This is a genomic window from Bradyrhizobium sp. PSBB068, assembly GCA_016839165.1.
In the GTDB taxonomy this organism is placed as follows: domain Bacteria; phylum Pseudomonadota; class Alphaproteobacteria; order Rhizobiales; family Xanthobacteraceae; genus Bradyrhizobium.
Genome location: CP069300.1, coordinates 533,515 through 550,787 on the forward strand (window position 1 = coordinate 533,515; position 17,273 = coordinate 550,787).

The following is a 17,273-nucleotide window of genomic DNA, read 5'->3' on the forward strand; positions in this document are numbered from 1 at the left end:
TGCTGCCTACGAACGTCGGTGGTTATGGGTCCCGGCCTTCGCCGGGACGACGCTGAAACGGATTGCGTTTGCGCGACTCAGTCCTGCGTCTCGCTGAACGTCGCGCGGAACGGGTTGCCTGGATAGACGCCGAGGATGCGGAATTCGCGCGAGAAGAATTTCAGTTCCTCGAGCGCAAAGGCGAGCCCGCGGTCGTCGGGATGGCCGTCGACGTCGGCATAGAATTGTGTGGCGAAGAAATTGCCGTCGACCATGTAGCTCTCGAGCTTGGTCATGTTGACGCCGTTGGTGGCAAAGCCGCCCAGCGCCTTGTAGAGCGCGGCCGGCAAATTGCGCACCCGGAACACAAAGCTCGTGACCAGCGGCCCGGAGCCTTGCGCTGCCCATTTGGCCTCGCGCGCCAGCACCACGAAGCGGGTGGTGTTGTGGGCCTCGTCCTCGATGTCCTCGGCGAGAATGTCGAGGCCATAGATCTCGGCGGCAAGGCGCGAGGCGATCGCGGCCACGGTCCTGTCGCCGCGTTCGGAGACGTCGCGGGCGCTGCCGGCGGTGTCGCCGGCGACGATCGGCTTGATGCCGAGCTTGCGGATGGTGCGCCGGCACTGGCCGAGCGCCTGGACGTGGCTCTCCACGCTCTTGATGTCGGCGAGCTTGACGCCTTTGAGCGCCATCAGCTGGTGGCGGATCGGCAGGAACCATTCGCCGACGATGAACAGGCCGGACGCGGGCAAGAGGTGATGGATATCGGCGACGCGGCCGGCGACCGAGTTCTCGATCGGGATCATGCCGAGATCGGCCTCGCCGGAGGAAATCGCGGCCAGCGCGTCCTCGAAGGTCGGGCAGGGCATCGGCTCGGCGTCGGGATAGGCCTCGGCGATCGCGATGTGGGAATTAGCGCCAGGCTCGCCCTGGAACGCGATTTTCAGCTTTTTGTTCATGCGGGGCTTTTTATCAGTGGCTCAGGCTTTTGCCAGTATTCTGCGGGCAGTTTCGAGGTCGGCCGGGGTGTCGACCCCACGTGGGACGGTGTCGACGATCGTGACGTCGATCCGCATCCCGGCCTCCAGCGCACGCAATTGCTCGAGCTTCTCCTGCTGCTCCAGCGGCGAGGGCGGCAGCGCCACGAACCGCTCCAGCGCGGCACGGCGGTAGGCGTAGAGGCCGATATGGTGGTAGCGCGGCCCGTCGCCATAAGGCGCGGTGGCGCGGGTGAAGTACAGCGCGCGCAACCGGTTGGCGCCGATCGGAGACCCGACCGCCTTGACGACGCTCGGGGCCTGATCCTCTTCTTCGCTATGGATCCGCGAAGCCAGCGTCGAGATATCGACGGCGGGGTCGGCCAGCGGCGGCATCACGCTGCGGATGGTGTCCGGAGTGATGGTCGGGAAATCGCCCTGCAGATTGACCACGATCTCGGCATTGCCGCCGGGGTCGAGGATCGTCATCGCTTCATGAATCCGGTCCGAGCCCGAGGGATGGCCGGAGCGGGTCATCACCACCTCACCGCCCGCGGCCTTCACCACGGCGGCGATCTCGGTCGTATCGGTGGCGACTGCGACCCGGCCGATCCCGGCCTCCTCGGCCCGCCGCAGCACGTGGACGATCATCGGCGCGCCCGCGATATCGAGCAGTGGCTTGCCGGGGAGGCGCGTGGCGGCCATGCGGGCCGGAATCAGCACCAAGGTACGGGATTGGGTCATTCGTGTCAGGGCCCGTCCGGGCTGCGGAAATTGCCGGGGAGGCGGTTGAATTCGGCGCGTTTATACGGGTTGCCAGAGCGCGGGCAAACCGATATCTCAACCCTGCCTGGGGGGAGGCACGAAAGGTCGATTCCCGGGTCTTTCCCCGCGGCCGTATTCCCGGCCTGAAGTCGACATTCAAGGCCCGGAGCCTGACCGAAAATGGACTCCTTCGAACTCAACAAAATCCTCGGTGCGGTTCTTGGCACCTGCATCGTCGTCCTGGTGATGAGCTTTACCGCCGGATCGGTGTTTTCTGCGAAGCAGCCGGAGAAGCCGGGTTTTGAGATCGCGGTGAAGGAAGAGTCCCATGGCGGTGGCGGCGAGGCCGCTGCGGCCGCCTCCGAGCCGATCGAGAAGCTGTTGCAGACCGCCTCCGCCGAGAAGGGCGCGGCGGCCGCCAAGAAGTGCCAGGCCTGCCATACCTTCGAAAAGGGTGGCCCCAACCGCGTCGGTCCGAACCTCTACGGTGTCGTCGGCGAGAAGAAGGGCGAGGGCCGCGGGTTCAATTTCTCGGCTGCGATGAAGGGCAAGGGCGGCGACTGGTCGTTCGACGACCTCAACAAGTTCCTGACCAACCCGAAGGCCTTCGTCCCGGGCACCGCGATGGGCTTCGCCGGCGTGCCGAAGGACAGCGAGCGCGCCGACATCATCGCCTATCTGAATTCGAACTCAGAGCACCCGGCTCCGATCCCGACCGCTTCGAAGTAGGGATTTGTCCTGCGATCATATGCAGATGGACGGCCAGGCAATGCCTGGCCGTTTTCGTATGGGAGAAACCGTTTGGCGGTCGCGGGCTTGTTATCGGGGCGTTTCGCCGCAGCGGAATTGTTCCCCAGCAGCTATCATGAGGAAAAAGCAACGTAATTTGTCGAACCGTTGCCTTATAGTGAGTCCCATGTAGCGAGGCGTGCACAGCAACAGGAATTCCGCATTGGCGATCACCCGACGACATCTTCTCCAGGCTAGCGCCTGCGCCGCGATGGCTCCGGCGCTCGGTCTTGCTCCCGCCGCATCGGTCATCACTCCGGCCCACGCGCAGGACGCCCCCGGCGGGCTGAAATGGCGTCACGCTCTCTCGACGTTTGGCGACGTCAAATATCCCGCCGACTTCAAGCGCTACGACTACGTCAATCCCGATGCCCCGAAAGGCGGGGTCATCAGGACGTTCGAACTCGGCACGTTCGACAACTTCAATCTCGTCATCCAGGGCGTGAAGGGCTCGCTTGCCGGCGCCGTCGGGCAGATCGTCGAAACGCTGACCACGCGGTCGCTGGACGAGCCTTCGACCGCCTACGGGTTGCTGGCGGAGGCCGCGGCCTATCCCGATGATTATTCCTACGTCATCTACCGTCTGCGCGCGGCGGCGCGCTGGCATGACGGCAAGCCGGTCACGCCCGAAGACGTGATCTTCTCGTTCGACGCGTTCAAGGCCAACAGCCCGATGTACAACGCGTACTATCGGCACATCGTCAAATGCGAGAAGATCGGTGAGCGCGACCTCAAATTCGTGTTTGATGCGCCTGGAAACCGTGAGCTTCCCAGTATTGCCGGTGAAGTCCCGGTGCTGGCCAAGCACTGGTGGGAAGGCAAGGATGCGCAAGGCAACAAGCGCGACGTGACGGCGACCACGCTGGAGATCCCGCTGGGATCCGGACCCTATCGCATCAAGGAGTTCGTGGCCGGCCGCTCGGTGGTGCTGGAGCGCGTTGCCGACTATTGGGGCAAGGACATCCCGGTCAACGTCGGACAGAACAATTTCGATCAGGTTCGGTCCGAATTCTTCCGCGACGACACCGTCGGACGGGAAGCCTTCAAGGCGGATCAGCTGGATTGGTTCAACGAGCGTAGCGGCAAGCAATGGTCGACCGCCTATGATTTTCCGGCGGTGGCCGAGAAGCGCGTCCTCAAGGAGAAGTTCACCAATTCGAGTTCGGGGCGGATGCAGGGCTACGCGTTCAACCTGCGCCGTCCGCTATTCACCGATATCAGGGTCCGCCGCGCCTTCAACCTCGCCTATGATTGGGAGACGTCGGACCGGCTGCTCTCGAACGGCGACTACCATCGCGACAACAGCTATTTTGACGGCATTCCGGAGTTCATGGCGACCGGTCTGCCGGAAGGCGCCGAGCTGCAGATCCTCGAAGCGCTGCGCGACAAGGTCCCTGCAGAGCTGTTCACGACGCCGTACAAGAACCCGGTGGGCGGCAATGAGGAGGCGGCGCGCAGCAACCTTCGCGAAGCCGCGCGCCTGCTCAAGGAAGCAGGGTTCGAGAATCGCGACCGCAAGCTGGTCGATCCCACGGGCAAGCCGGTCAGTGTCGAATTTCTGTCCGGTGACCCCGGCGACGAGCGCGGCGTGCTGTTCTACAAGCCCTACCTTGAGCGCCTCGGCATGACGGTGTCGATCCGCACCGTCGACAGCGTGCAGTACCAGAACCGCATCCGCAATTTCGACTTCGACATCACGACTGCGGTATGGGGACAGTCGCTGTCGCCCGGCAACGAACAGCGCGACTTCTTCGGATCGGATGCCGCCGATCGGCCGGGCTCGCGCAATCGCCCGGGCATCAAGAATCCGGCGGTCGATGCCCTGATCGAGCGCATCATCTTCGCCAAGGACCGCGCCGACCTGGTCGCGAGCTGCAAGGCGCTGGACCGCGTCCTGCTCTGGAATTGCTATCTGGTCCCGCAATTCGCCGCAGGATTCGAGCGCGCCGCCCGCTGGGACCGCTTCAGTCGGCCCGATCCGCTGCCGAAATATGGCGTGACGGGTTTTCCGAGCCTCTGGTGGTACGACGCCGACAAGGCTGCAAAGATCAAGCGCTCTTAGAAGGAAACGCGCATGGCGCTATTGACCCGCCGGCATGCACTCGGTCTCGGCATAGGTGCGTTGAGTGCTGCAGGCTTGCGTGTCGCACCGGCAGTGGCCGACGACGGAGCCGAGATGCACGGCATGTCTGTGTTCGGCGACCTGAAATATCCGGCGGACTTCCAGATCTTCGACTACGTCAATCCGAAAGCGCCGAAGGGCGGTGCCTTCTCGGTGATCCCGTGGGTGCGCGCCTACAACCAGTCCTACTACACCTTCAACTCGCTGAACGCCTATGTCCTGAAGGGTGAAGGCGCGCAGGGCATGGACATGACGTTCGCGACGCTGATGTCGCGCGCCAACGACGAGCCCGACGCGATGTACGGCTTTGCCGCCAAATCGGTCCAGATCTCGCCGGATAAGCTGATCTATCGTTTCGCCTTGCGCCCAGAGGCGCGCTTCCATGACGGCTCGAAGCTGACCGCGCAGGACGTGGTCTTCTCGCTCAACACGCTGAAGGAAAAAGGTCACCCGCTGATCCAGGTGCAGCTGCGCGACTTCGTCAAGGCCGAGGCGCCCGATGACGCGACCGTGGTGGTGACCTTCGCGGCAGGGCGTGCGCGCGACGTGCCGCTGTTTGTCGCGAGCCTGCCGATCTTCTCCAAGGCCTATTACGCGACCAGGTCGTTCGAGGACTCGACGCTCGATGCGCCGCTCGGCTCGGGGCCGTACAAGGTCGGCCGGTACGAGGTCAATCGCTATGTCGAGTACGACCGCGTCAAGGATTGGTGGGGCGCGGACCTTCCGGTCAACCGCGGCAGCTATAATTTCGACACCGTGCGTTACGAATTCTATCGCGACCGCGATGTGGCCTTCGAGGGCTTCACCTCGAAGAGCTATTTGTTCCGTGAAGAGTTCACGGCGCGCGTCTGGGCGACACGCTACGATTTCCCCGCGGTGAAGGATGGCCGCGTCAAGCGCGAGACGCTGCCCGACGACACCCCGTCCGGCGCGCAGGGCTGGTTCATCAACATGCGCCGCGACAAGTTCAAGGACCCGCGCGTGCGCGAGGCGCTGATCTGCGCCTTCGACTTCGAGTGGACCAACAAGACCATCATGTACGATGCGTATGCGCGCACCGTCTCGCCGTTCCAGAACTCGGACATGGTCGCGGAGGGCCCGCCCTCGCCTGAGGAGCTTGCGTTGATCGAGCCGTTCCGCGGCCAGATACCCGATGAGGTGTTCGGCCTGCCGTTCGTGCCGCCGATGTCTGATGGCTCCGGGCAGGACCGTGCGCTGCTGCGCAAGGCGGTGCAACTGCTCAACGAAGCCGGCTGTGTCGTCAAGGACGGCAAGCGCGTGCTGCCGAACGGCGAGCCCATCACCATCGAATTCCTCAACGACGAGCCCTCGCTGCAACCGCACCACGGGCCTTACATCAAGAATCTCGGAACGCTCGGCATCGATGCGACGTTCCGCCTGGTCGACGCGGTACAGTACCGCGCCCGGGTAGAAGATTTCGATTTCGACATGACCATGCAGCGCTTCAGCTTCTCGGCGACGCCCGGCGACAGCATGCGGCCGTTCTTCTCCTCGCAGGCGGCGAAGACCAAGGGCTCCTACAATCTCGCAGGCATCTCCAACCCGGCGATCGATGCGTTGATCGAGAAAATCATCGGCGCGAACGGCCGCCATGAGCTGACGGTCGCGTGCCGCGCCTTCGACCGGGTGTTCCGCGCCGGCCGTTACTGGGTGCCGCAGTGGTACCGCAACACGCATCCGATCGCCTATTGGGATCAGTTCGGTCATACCGAGAAGCTGGCGAAATATACCCAGGGCGTCGGTGCGCCGGAGAATTGGTGGTACGATGCGGCCAAGGCCGCCAAGCTCGAACAGGCGAAGTAGCCGATGAGCGCCTATATCGCCCGACGTATCTTCCTGATGCTGCCGACGCTGCTCGGCATCCTGTTCGTGTCGTTCGTGGTGGTGCAGTTCGCACCCGGCGGGCCGGTCGAGCGGGTCATCGCGCAGCTCAACGGTGCCGACACCGGCGGCACCTCGCGCGTCTCGGGCGGCGGCGGCGATTTTGCCGCGCAGCGCAGCCAGGGCGGCGGCGGGGCAGGCGGTGCGATCAATTCGAAATACCGCGGCGCGCAGGGGCTCGACCCCGATTTCATCAAGAAGCTCGAAGTTCAATTCGGCTTCGACAAGCCGGCGCCGGAGCGGTTCGCGCTGATGGTCTGGAATTTCGCGCGGTTCGACTTCGGCGAGAGCTATTTCCGCAGTGTCAGCGTGCTGCAGCTGATCAAGGAGAAGCTGCCGGTCTCGATGTCGCTCGGCATCTGGATGACGCTGCTGACCTATCTGATCTCGATCCCGCTCGGCATTCGCAAGGCGGTCAAGGACGGGTCTCGGTTCGACACCTGGACCTCGGCCGTGATCATCGTGGGCTTCGCGATCCCCGGCTTCCTGTTCGCGATCCTGCTAATCATCCTGTTCGCCGGCGGCTCGTTCTTCAACATCTTCCCGCTGCGCGGCCTGACTTCGGACGGCTGGGCGCAATTTCCCTGGTACTGGAAGATCATCGACTATTTCTGGCATCTGGCCCTGCCGCTGGTGTCGATGGCGCTCGGCGCGTTCGCTACCATGACGCTGCTGACCAAGAACTCGTTTCTCGACGAGATCCGCAAGCAATACGTGATGACCGCGCGTGCCAAGGGCTGCAGTGAGCACCAGGTGCTGTACGGCCACATCTTCCGCAATGCGATGCTGATCGTGATCGCGGGCTTCCCCGGCGCGTTCATCCACGCCTTCTTCTCCGGTTCGCTGCTGATCGAAACCATCTTCTCGCTCGACGGGCTCGGCCTGCTCGGCTTCGAGAGCGTGTTGAACCGCGATTACCCGGTGGTGTTCGGAACGCTGTTCATCTTTTCGCTGGTCGGACTGGTGGTCAATCTGATCTCCGATCTCGCCTATATGTGGATCGATCCACGGATCGACTTCGAGGCGCGGGAGGTCTGATGACGATGCTCGCGCCCCAGCCGGTCGAGACCACGACGCAATCGCCGCTGGGCGAGGCGGTGCCTGCCACCCGCCACGCCTTCGCGCCGTCGCCGCTCAACCAGCGGCGCTGGCAGAACTTCAAGGCGAACCGCCGCGGTTATTGGTCGTTCTGGATCTTCCTTGTCCTGTTCGTGGTTTCGCTGTTCGCCAATTTCATTGCCAACGACAAGCCGCTGCTCGTCAAGTATGACGGCCATCTCTACTGGCCGGTGGTGGCGAGCTATGCCGAGACCACCTTCGGCGGTGATTTCGAGACCGCCGCCGACTATCGCGATCCCTATTTGCAGAAACAGATCGCCGCCAAGGGCGGCAGCATGATCTGGCCGCCGATCCGATATTCCTACGATACCCACAATCTGGATCTGCCGACGCCGGCGCCGTCGAAGCCGACCTGGATGCTGACCGAGGCCGAATGCAAGGACGTGGTGCAGAAGAAGGGCCTCACCGGCTGCCGCGACCTCGAATACAACTGGCTCGGCACCGACGATCAGGGCCGTGACGTGGTCGCGCGGCTGATCTACGGCTTCCGCATCTCGGTGCTGTTCGGTCTGACGCTGACCATCCTGTCGTCGATCATCGGCATCGCCGCCGGCGGCGTGCAGGGCTATTTCGGCGGCTGGACCGATCTGATCTTCCAGCGGCTGATCGAGATCTGGACCGCGATTCCCTCGCTCTATCTGCTGCTGATCATTTCGGCGGTGCTGCCGCCGGGCTTCTTCATCCTGCTCGGCATCCTCCTGCTGTTCTCATGGGTTTCGCTGGTGGGCCTCGTGCGCGCCGAATTCCTGCGCGGCCGCAATTTCGAATACATCCAGGCGGCGCGCGCGCTCGGCGTCTCCAACGGCGTGATCATGTTCCGCCATCTCTTGCCGAACGCGATGGTCGCGACCATGACGTTCCTGCCCTTCATCGTCTCGTCCTCGGTGATGACGCTGACGGCGCTGGATTTCCTCGGCTTCGGCCTGCCGCCCGGCTCGCCCTCGCTCGGTGAATTGCTGTCGCAGGGCAAGGCCAATGTGCAGGCGCCGTGGCTCGGCCTCACCGGCTTCTTCTCGGTCGCGATCATGTTGTCGCTCCTGATCTTCATCGGCGAAGCCGCGCGCGACGCCTTCGATCCGCGCAAGACGTTCTCGAAGGGCTGACGCATGGACGCGACCAACCAGCCTTTGCTCGATGTCCGCGACCTCTCGGTCGCCTTCGGCCGTTCGGTTGCGGTCGACGGCATCTCGTTCTCGATCAAGCGCGGCGAGTGCGTCGCACTGGTCGGCGAATCCGGTTCGGGAAAATCCGTCAGCGCGCTGTCGGTATTGAAGCTGTTGCCGTATCCGACGGCCTCGCATCCTTCCGGTGCGATCCGTTTCCGCGGCCGCGATCTCTTGACCGCGTCCGACCAGGAGATGCGCGAGGTCCGCGGCAACGACATCTCGATCATCTTCCAGGAGCCGATGACCTCGCTCAATCCGCTGCAGACCATCGAGACCCAGATCGGCGAGATCCTGTCGCTGCATCGGGGCATCGGTGGTGCGGCGGCCCGGGCGCGGACGCTGGAACTGCTCGGCCAGGTCGGCATCCCCGAGCCGGAGACGCGGCTCAAGAGCTATCCGCACCAATTGTCGGGCGGCCAGCGCCAGCGCGTGATGATCGCGATGGCGCTCGCCAACGAGCCCGATTTGTTGATAGCGGACGAGCCGACCACCGCGCTCGACGTCACCGTGCAGGCGCAAATCCTGGCGCTACTGGCCGAGATCCGCGCCCGGCTCGGCATGAGCCTACTGTTCATCACCCACGATCTCGGCATCGTCCGCCGCATCGCCGACACGGTCTGCGTGATGAACAACGGCAAGATCGTCGAGCAGGGCCCGGTCGAGCAAGTCTTCACCGCGCCGCAGCACGCCTATACCAAGGCGCTGCTGGCGGCCGAGCCGAAGCCCGATCCGGCGCCGCCGCAACCCGGCGCGCCGGTCGTGATGTCGGCGGACAATCTCAAGGTCTGGTTTCCGATCAAGCGCGGGCTGTTGCGCTCGACCGTCGGCCACATCAAGGCCGTCGATGGCGTCAGCCTCGCGGTGCGCAAGGGCGAGACGCTCGGTGTGGTCGGCGAGTCCGGCTCCGGCAAGACCACGCTCGGGCTCGCGCTGCTCAGGCTGATTTCGTCCGATGGCCCGATCGTGTTCCTTGGCAAGGACATCCAGGGCCTGCGCTTCAAGCAGATGCGGCCGTTCCGCCGCGACATGCAGATCGTGTTCCAGGACCCCTTCGGCTCGCTCAGCCCGCGCATGTCGATTGCTGATATCATCGCCGAGGGGCTCGAGGTGCACCAGAAGCAGCTGTCGCGCGAGGAGCGCGAGGTGCGGGTGATCAAGGCTCTGAAGGATGTCGGCCTCGATCCCGACTGGCGCTTCCGCTATCCGCACGAATTCTCCGGCGGCCAGCGCCAGCGCATCTCGATCGCGCGCGCGGTCGTGCTGGAGCCGAACTTCGTCGTGCTGGACGAGCCGACCAGTGCGCTCGACATGTTGCTGCAGGCCCAGATGGTCGATCTGCTGCGCGACCTGCAGCGCAAGCGCGACCTCACCTACATGTTCATCTCGCACGATCTGCGCGTGGTCGCCTCGCTCGCGAGCCATCTGATCGTGATGAAATCCGGCAAGGTCGAGGAGGAGGGGCCGGCCTCCGAGCTGTTCAAGAACCCGAAGAGCGACTACACCCGCGCGCTGTTCGCGGCGGCGTTCCGGATCGAGGCGGCGGGCGATGGGTCGGTGGCGACGTAGCTTCCCGTGTCGTTCCGGGGCGCGCGAAGCGCGAGCCCGGAATCCATCGGGCCGCATATTCGGTGGATGAATGGATTCCGGGTTCGGCGCTCCGCGCCGCCCCGGAATGACGAAATCAAAGCCGCTTGATCGCGGCGACCTCGCTTCCCGCCGCCTTGATCCGCGCGATCGCAGCGTGCGTGTTTTCTAGGACCGTCGCCATGTGATGCGCATTGGCGTGTACGATCGTCGTCGCGTCGCGCACGATGGCGACATGGCCCTTCCAGAAGATCAGGTCACCGCGCTGCAGGTGCTTCGCCTCCGCAGCCGTCAATTCGCGGCCGAGCCCGTCCTGCTGCATGTCGCTGTCGCGCGGGCAGCCGGTGCCGGCGGCGGTCAAGGCGATCTGCACCAGGCCGGAGCAGTCGATGCCGAGACCGGACTTGCCGCCCCAGAGATAGGGCGTGCCGACGAATTGCTCGGCGATGGCGACGAAATCTGGCGCCATCGCGTCGAGCGGTACGAGATGCCGGCGTGGCAGGTGCCAGCCTTCGCGTGTCACGGCGAAAGCTCCGTCCTCGCGGAGGATCGCAAGCTTGGTCCCCATCGCCAGCGCCTCGGCCGGCGGCAGCTTGATCGACGGTCCCGGAAACGCCAGCGTGCGCAGCGCAGTCACCTTGTGCGTCGGTGCTGCGCCGGGCGTCGTCAGCGCAGCCTCGGCAATCCAGCCGACATAGCCGTCATCGGCGAGCTGGCCCCAGGCCCAGCCTTCGCCGTTGCGATCATACACCGTGACGCGCTCGCCTTTCAGCGCCTGGGTCATCTGTTCGGCATCGGCCGCCGGCGCCCGCCGCAGCGGCGCGATGGCGTCAACCACCTCGAAGGTCTCGCCTTCGACAAAGCGCGCAGCCTTGACCTTTCCCTCGAGATATTTCGCGGCGACGTCGTCGCGGGCGGGAGTGAGGCGCGGATCATGCATAGCGCTGGCTCAGCAGTTTGTAGATCGCACGTGCGGCCTGGCACTCGCCGCCTTCGGGGCGGCCGGGCTTTGCGGATGGCGTCCAGCCGTAGATGTCGACATGCAGCCAGCTCCTGGCGTGCTCGACGAAACGCTGCAGGAACAGCGCGCAGGTGATCGAGCCCGCGAAGCCGCCTGACGGCGCGTTGGTGATGTCGGCGGTCTTGGAGTCGAGCCAGGCATCGTAGGCCGGCCATAGCGGCATCCGCCACAACGGATCGTTCTCGCTCTTCGCGCAGGCTGCGATGTCGCCGGCGAGCGCCTCGTCATTGGTGTAGAACGGCGGCAAATCCGGGCCCAGCGCCACGCGCGCCGCGCCGGTCAGCGTGCCGAGATCGACCAGGAGATCCGGCGTCTCCTCGTCGGCCAGCGCCAGCGCGTCGGCGAGCACCAGCCGTCCTTCGGCGTCGGTGTTGCCGATCTCGACGGTGATGCCCTTGCGCGACTTGAAGATGTCGAGCGGGCGGAACGCATTGCCGGCAACCGCGTTCTCGACCGCCGGGATCAGGACCCGCAGCCGCACCTTCAGCTTCGCGTCCATCACCATCTGGGCGAGCGCCAGCACGTTGGCGGCGCCGCCCATGTCCTTCTTCATGATCAGCATGCCGCTCGACGGCTTGAGATCGAGCCCGCCGGTGTCGAAGCAGACGCCCTTGCCGACCAGCGTCACCTTTGGATGGGCCGGATCGCCCCAGCTGAGATCGATCAGAAGCGGCGCGCGCGTCGACGCCATGCCGACGGCGTGGATCAGCGGGAAGTTCTGCGCAAGCTCCTCGCCGTCGATGCAGTTGAAGGCGGCCCCGAACCTGGCTGCGAGGTCGCGCGCCGCCTCGGCGAGCTCGGCCGGTCCCATGTCGTTGGACGGCGTGTTGATGAGGTCGCGCGCCAACGCCGCGGCATCCGCGATCCGCGCGATCTCGGCGGCGTCGATGCCGTCAGGCGGCACGAGGCGGACCTCGGGCGCCTTGTTCTTGCGATAGCGGCCGAAACGGTAGCAGCCGAGCGCGAAGGCGAGCGCGGCAAGCCGTGTGTCATGCGGCGCATTGCCGAAGCGGTAGACGCCCGGCGGCAGCAGGCCGGGCAGTGCGCCGGGCCGGAACGGATCGCGCGCCTTGGCGTCGGCATCCTCGAGGCCGAACAGCACCTCTGCGATGCCGCCGTCAGCCGCCGGCAGGGCGAGCGATTTGCCCGGTTTGGCTTCGAAGCCGTTGGCCTCGGCGAACTGGCGCGCCGGCGCCGGCAACGCGCTGCGGATCGCATCCCATGTCGCCTTGGTGACGAAGGTGATCGGCGTGACGGCGGTCGTGGGTGCGGTCTCGAACACGGATGGCATGCGACTCTCGGCTGTTCTGGCGTCGTTGCTGGTGACTAACACGGCTTTCGCGGCGGATGGTAGCGCGCGCCGTGGCCGACGCGAGCTGCGACTGGAACCCGGCGTGCCGATCGCTGACCATGCCAGTTAACCAGACGTTAGGGTTAACAGTCTATTGCTGGCACGCTCAGTTGGATCCATTCGCCCGATTTCGTGAGTCACAGTGCCATGCGTCGACAGTCCAATTTGACCCCGCATCTCGCTTCCGCAGCCCTCGTGGCGCTTTTGGCCGCAGGACTTGGCGGTTGCCAGACCATGTCGGATGTCACCGGATCGATCGCGTCCCGGTCCGATCCTGCGCCCGACGATCCGCGCCGTGCTGTCGAGGTTTATGGCGAGCGCTACCGCAAGAATGCCAAGGATGCCGAGGCCGCAATCGCCTACGGCCAGGCCTTGCGCGCAACCGGACAGCGTTCGCAGGCCTGCGCCGTGCTGGAGCAGGCGACGATCGCCAACCCCGGCAACAAGGCGCTGCTCGCCGCTTATGGCCGCGCGCTGGCCGACAACGGCAATTCGCAGGCCGCGTTCGACGTGCTGAGCCGCGCGCACAGCCCTGACAATCCGGATTGGCGGATCCTGTCGGTGCAGGGCACCACGCTCGACAAGCTGAACCGGCACGAGGAAGCGCGGCGCTATTATGCGAGCGCGCTGCGACTGGCTCCGGACGAGCCGTCGGTGCTGTCCAATCTCGGCCTGTCCTACATGCTGACCAAGGAATTGCCGAAGGCGGAAGAGACGCTCCGCCAGGCCTATGCCAGCGCCCGCGCCGACACCCGCATCCGGCAGAACCTTGCGCTGGTGGTCGGCCTGCAGGGCCGCTTCGCGGAGGCGGAAACCATCGTCAAGGCCGACCTGCCGGCGGATGAAGCGGCAGCCAACGTCGCCTATCTCCGTGACATGCTGAACCGCAAGGACGGGCCGCGGACCGCATCGCGCGCCGCACCCACCGCGCCGGTCGTCGCCAGGGACGATTGATCTCCGGGCTCTGCGACGCTTCCAACTTCACGCACACAAAAGCAAACGCCCGGCATTGCCGGGCGTTTTCGAAAGCCGCCGCTGCGCAGCTCAGTGCATCGTGGCGATCTTGATGTAGGACGGCCCGAGGATCACGATGAACAGGCAGGGCAGGAAGAACAGGATCATCGGCACGGTCAGCTTGGGCGGCAGCGCTGCCGCCTTCTTCTCGGCCTCGTTCATGCGCATGTCGCGGTTCTCCTGCGCCATCACGCGGAGGCTCTGGCCGAGCGGCGTGCCGTAGCGTTCGGATTGCTGCAGGGCCATGCAGACCGACTTCACGCCTTCGAGGCCGGTGCGGCGGGCCAGATTCTCGTAGGCGGACTTGCGGTCCTGCAGGTAGGACAGTTCCGCGGTCGTCAGCGCGAACTCCTCCGACAGCGCGACCGATTGTCCGACGATCTCGTTGGCCACCTTGCGGAACGCGACCTCGACCGACATGCCCGACTCGATGCAGATCAGCAGCAGGTCGAGCGAATCCGGGAAGGCGCGCTTGATCTGGAGCTGGCGCTTGGAGATCGCGTTCTTCAGGAACAGCATCGGCGCCTGCAGGCCGGCATAGGCCGCGACGACGCAGATGCCGATCTTGATCGTAAGCGACCAGGCCGCGCCGGCGATGAAGAACGTGTAGATGATGGCGCCGATCAGCATCACGATCGGCGTCACGGCGCGGGCGAACAGGAAGGTGACGTAGGGGGCGTGGCCGCGATAGCCCGCCATCACGAGCTTCTCGAGCGCCGCTTCCTGGGCGAGCCATTTCGTCAGGTTGAGGTCGTCCACCACCCTCGAGACGACCTGCTTCGGCGTCTGCCGCAGCGCCACCTTCTCCGTCTTGGCGAGGCGTTCGCGTTCGCGTTGCCGGAGGCGTTCGCGCTCGCTGGCGACGGCCTTCATGCGCTTGTTGAGGTCGCCGCCGGCGAGCAGCGGCATCACCAGGGTATAGACCGTCGCGCTTGCCGCGAAGAAGGCAAGCAGCATGGTCATGAACCTGACGTCGTGGAGCTTGGCGATCAGAATATCAATCATGCTGCACCGTCAGAAATCGAAGTTGATCATCTTCTTCATCACCAGCACGCCGCATGTCATCCAGAGCGCGCAACCAACCAGCATGAGCTGGCCCAGCGAGTTGGTCCACAGCAGGGCGATGTAGTCGGGTGTCGTCAGGAACACGAGGATCATCACGATCGGCGGCAACGAGCCGATGATGGCGGCGGAGGCTTTCGCTTCCATCGACATCGCCTGGATCTTCTCGGCCATCTTCTTGCGGTCACGCAGCACCCGCGACAGGTTGCCGAGCGCTTCCGACAGATTGCCGCCGGACTTCTGCTGGATCGAGATCACGATGCCGAAGAAGTTCGCCTCCGGCAGCGGCATGCGTTCGTAGAGCCGGGAGCAGGCCTCGCCGAGCGGCATGCCGATCGCCTGGGTCTCGATGATCGCGAGGAACTCGCTGCGCAGCGGCTCCGGCGCGTCGTTGACGACCGCCTTGAGCGATTCGAACAGCGGCAGGCCGGCCTTGATGCCGCGCACGATGACGTCGACGGCGTCGGGCAGCGCCTTCAGGAAGGCCTTTTCCCGCCGCTTCTTCAGGAAGCCGAGCAGCCAGCGCGGCAGGCCGAGACCCATGGCGAAGCCGATGCCGGCCGCACCCAGCAAGCCTCCGCCGATCAGGAATGCAACGACGAACCCGAACAGGCCGAGGGCGCCGGAGATCACCCAGAACTTTTGCTCCGACCACTCGAGCCCGGCCTGCGAGATGCGGATGCCGAGCGAGACTTTCTTGTCCTTCTGGCGCCGCGCCTCGAGCTCCTTCAGCGATCCCTCGACCTGTTCGCGGCGGGAGCGCTGCGTGCGCTCGCTGCTTCGTGCCGTCGACGGTTCGCTGCGCGCCACCGATGCGCGGCGTGATTCGGCCTTCTTTTCCCCCGAGAGGTACGGGTACAGGAAGACCCAGGCGATGCCGCCCACGGTGGTGGCGGCGAGGAACGCCAGAGCGAGCGTTTGCGTCTGCATCCTGCGCTCCCCTAGGCCGGCGCCGGCGAGTCGGAGGCATCCAACGCCGCCGCAAGCCGCTTCTCTTCATTGTAGTAGCGGGCACGCTCCCAGAAGCGCGGCCGGCCGATGCCGGTCGAGCGGTGCTTGCCGATGATCTTGCCGTTGGCGTCTTCGCCGACCACGTCGTAGAGGAAGATGTCCTGGGTGATGATGGTGTCGCCTTCCATGCCCATCACCTCGGTGATGTGGGTGATGCGGCGTGAGCCGTCGCGCAGGCGCGCGGCCTGCACGATGATATCGACCGAGGCGCAGATCATCTCGCGGATGGTGCGTGAGGGAAGCGAAAAGCCGCCCATGGTGATCATGGATTCGCAGCGCGACAGCGCTTCGCGCGGATTGTTGGCGTGCAGCGTGCCCATCGAGCCGTCGTGGCCGGTGTTCATCGCCTGCAACAGGTCGAACGCTTCGGGGCCGCGGACTTCGCCGACGATGATGCGCTCGGGGCGCATACGCAGGCAGTTGCGGACCAGCTCGCGCATGGTGACCTGGCCCTCGCCCTCGATGTTCGGCGGCCGGGTTTCCAGCCGCACCACATGCGGCTGCTGCAGCTGGAGTTCGGCGGCGTCTTCGCAGGTGATGATGCGCTCGTCGTGCTCGATATAGTTGGTCAGGCAGTTCAGCAGCGTGGTCTTGCCGGAGCCGGTGCCGCCCGAGATGATCACGTTGCAGCGGACGCGGCCGATGATCTGCAGGATGGTCGCGCCTTCCGGCGTGATCGCGCCGAACTTGACGAGCTGCTCCAGCGTCAGCTTGTCCTTCTTGAATTTGCGGATGGTGAGCGCGGGCCCGTCGATCGCCAGCGGCGGCACGATGGCGTTGACGCGCGAGCCGTCGGCGAGGCGAGCGTCGCAGATCGGCGAGGATTCGTCGACGCGCCGGCCGACCTGGCTGACGATGCGCTGGCAGATGTTGAGAAGCTGCTGGTTGTCGCGAAAGCGGATGCCGGTGCGCTGGATCTTGCCGGCGACTTCGATGAACACGGTGCCCGCGCCGTTGACCATGATGTCGGCGATGTCGTCGCGCGACAGCAACGGCTCGAGCGGCCCGTAGCCGAGCACGTCGTTGCAGATGTCGTCGAGCAGCTCTTCCTGCTCGGCGATCGACATCACGATGTTCTTGATCGCGATGATCTCGTTGACGATGTCGCGGATTTCCTCGCGCGCCGACTCGCTGTCCAGCTTGGCGAGCTGGGCGAGGTCGATCGCCTCGATCAGGGCGCCGAAGATCGTCGCCTTGACCTGGTAATAATTGTCCGAGCGGCGCGCTTCGACGGTGGGAGCAGGCGGCGGCTTGGCCGGAGCCAGCGGCGGCGACGATACCGTCGGGGCGGCGGACTCGCGCGACATCGGCGACGAGCCGGCGGGTTCCGGCGCCTGAAAAGCGGGCTTGGGTGCCCGCACGTCCCCATCGTTTCCGCTACGCTTACCAAACACGACGTCTTGACTCCACG

14 protein-coding genes are annotated in these 17,273 nt (G+C 65.1%); 7 read left to right on the top strand and 7 right to left on the bottom strand.

Annotated features, from left to right (window positions below):
- Positions 1–77: 77 nt before the first annotated feature.
- Both JQ507_02445 and JQ507_02450 read right to left on the bottom strand, forming a co-directional pair.
- Positions 78–938 (bottom strand): prephenate dehydratase, encoded by an 861-nt coding sequence (locus tag JQ507_02445; GenBank protein QRI70421.1) that lies wholly within the window; start codon positions 936–938, stop codon positions 78–80.
- Between the two features lie 21 nt (positions 939–959).
- On the bottom strand, positions 960–1,700 hold the full coding sequence (locus JQ507_02450; protein QRI70422.1) for a 3-deoxy-manno-octulosonate cytidylyltransferase: 741 nt from the start codon (positions 1,698–1,700) through the stop codon (positions 960–962).
- 201 nt (positions 1,701–1,901) lie between these two features.
- Here JQ507_02450 and JQ507_02455 point away from each other — a divergent pair, with 201 nt between their 5' ends.
- The 6 genes from JQ507_02455 to JQ507_02480 all read left to right on the top strand — a co-directional run bounded on the left by JQ507_02455 (position 1,902) and on the right by JQ507_02480 (position 10,385).
- Complete coding sequence (locus tag JQ507_02455; GenBank protein ID QRI70423.1) at positions 1,902–2,450, top strand: cytochrome c family protein; 549 nt, start codon at positions 1,902–1,904, stop codon at positions 2,448–2,450.
- 223 nt (positions 2,451–2,673) lie between these two features.
- Positions 2,674–4,572, top strand: coding sequence for an ABC transporter substrate-binding protein (locus JQ507_02460; GenBank protein QRI70424.1), 1,899 nt, complete (start codon positions 2,674–2,676; stop codon positions 4,570–4,572).
- Positions 4,573–4,584: 12 nt separating this feature from the next.
- Complete coding sequence (locus JQ507_02465; GenBank protein ID QRI70425.1) at positions 4,585–6,456, top strand: ABC transporter substrate-binding protein; 1,872 nt, start codon at positions 4,585–4,587, stop codon at positions 6,454–6,456.
- Positions 6,457–6,459: 3 nt separating this feature from the next.
- Positions 6,460–7,572 carry a microcin C ABC transporter permease YejB gene (locus JQ507_02470; GenBank protein QRI70426.1) on the top strand — a complete coding sequence of 371 codons (1,113 nt, stop codon included), beginning with the start codon at positions 6,460–6,462 and terminating at the stop codon, positions 7,570–7,572.
- A complete protein-coding gene (locus tag JQ507_02475) occupies positions 7,572–8,756 on the top strand; it encodes an ABC transporter permease (GenBank protein ID QRI70427.1) in 1,185 nt (394 codons plus the stop codon). Before JQ507_02470 ends, JQ507_02475 begins: the two co-directional genes overlap by 1 nt.
- 3 nt (positions 8,757–8,759) lie before the next feature.
- Complete coding sequence (locus JQ507_02480) at positions 8,760–10,385, top strand: ABC transporter ATP-binding protein (GenBank protein ID QRI70428.1); 1,626 nt, start codon at positions 8,760–8,762, stop codon at positions 10,383–10,385.
- A gap of 115 nt (positions 10,386–10,500) precedes the next feature.
- On the opposite strand, the gene JQ507_02485 is transcribed toward JQ507_02480, so the two are convergent.
- A complete protein-coding gene (locus tag JQ507_02485) occupies positions 10,501–11,343 on the bottom strand; it encodes a C40 family peptidase (protein ID QRI70429.1) in 843 nt (280 codons plus the stop codon).
- Positions 11,336–12,715, bottom strand: coding sequence for a leucyl aminopeptidase family protein (locus tag JQ507_02490; GenBank protein QRI70430.1), 1,380 nt, complete (start codon positions 12,713–12,715; stop codon positions 11,336–11,338). The genes JQ507_02485 and JQ507_02490 overlap by 8 nt, the downstream gene beginning before the upstream one ends.
- Before the next feature lie 207 nt (positions 12,716–12,922).
- Here JQ507_02490 and JQ507_02495 point away from each other — a divergent pair, with 207 nt between their 5' ends.
- Positions 12,923–13,729: a tetratricopeptide repeat protein gene (locus JQ507_02495; protein QRI70431.1), complete on the top strand. Its 807-nt coding sequence runs from the start codon at positions 12,923–12,925 to the stop codon at positions 13,727–13,729.
- Between the two features lie 90 nt (positions 13,730–13,819).
- Here JQ507_02495 and JQ507_02500 read toward each other — a convergent pair whose 3' ends face one another.
- From JQ507_02500 to JQ507_02510, 3 genes are read right to left on the bottom strand one after another with little or no spacing between them, the layout of a single operon-like run.
- Positions 13,820–14,794, bottom strand: coding sequence for a type II secretion system F family protein (locus JQ507_02500; protein ID QRI70432.1), 975 nt, complete (start codon positions 14,792–14,794; stop codon positions 13,820–13,822).
- 9 nt (positions 14,795–14,803) lie between these two features.
- On the bottom strand, positions 14,804–15,781 hold the full coding sequence (locus JQ507_02505; protein QRI70433.1) for a type II secretion system F family protein: 978 nt from the start codon (positions 15,779–15,781) through the stop codon (positions 14,804–14,806).
- An 11-nt stretch (positions 15,782–15,792) separates the two neighbouring features.
- On the bottom strand, positions 15,793–17,256 hold the full coding sequence (locus tag JQ507_02510; GenBank protein ID QRI70434.1) for a CpaF family protein: 1,464 nt from the start codon (positions 17,254–17,256) through the stop codon (positions 15,793–15,795).
- Positions 17,257–17,273 lie beyond the last annotated feature (17 nt).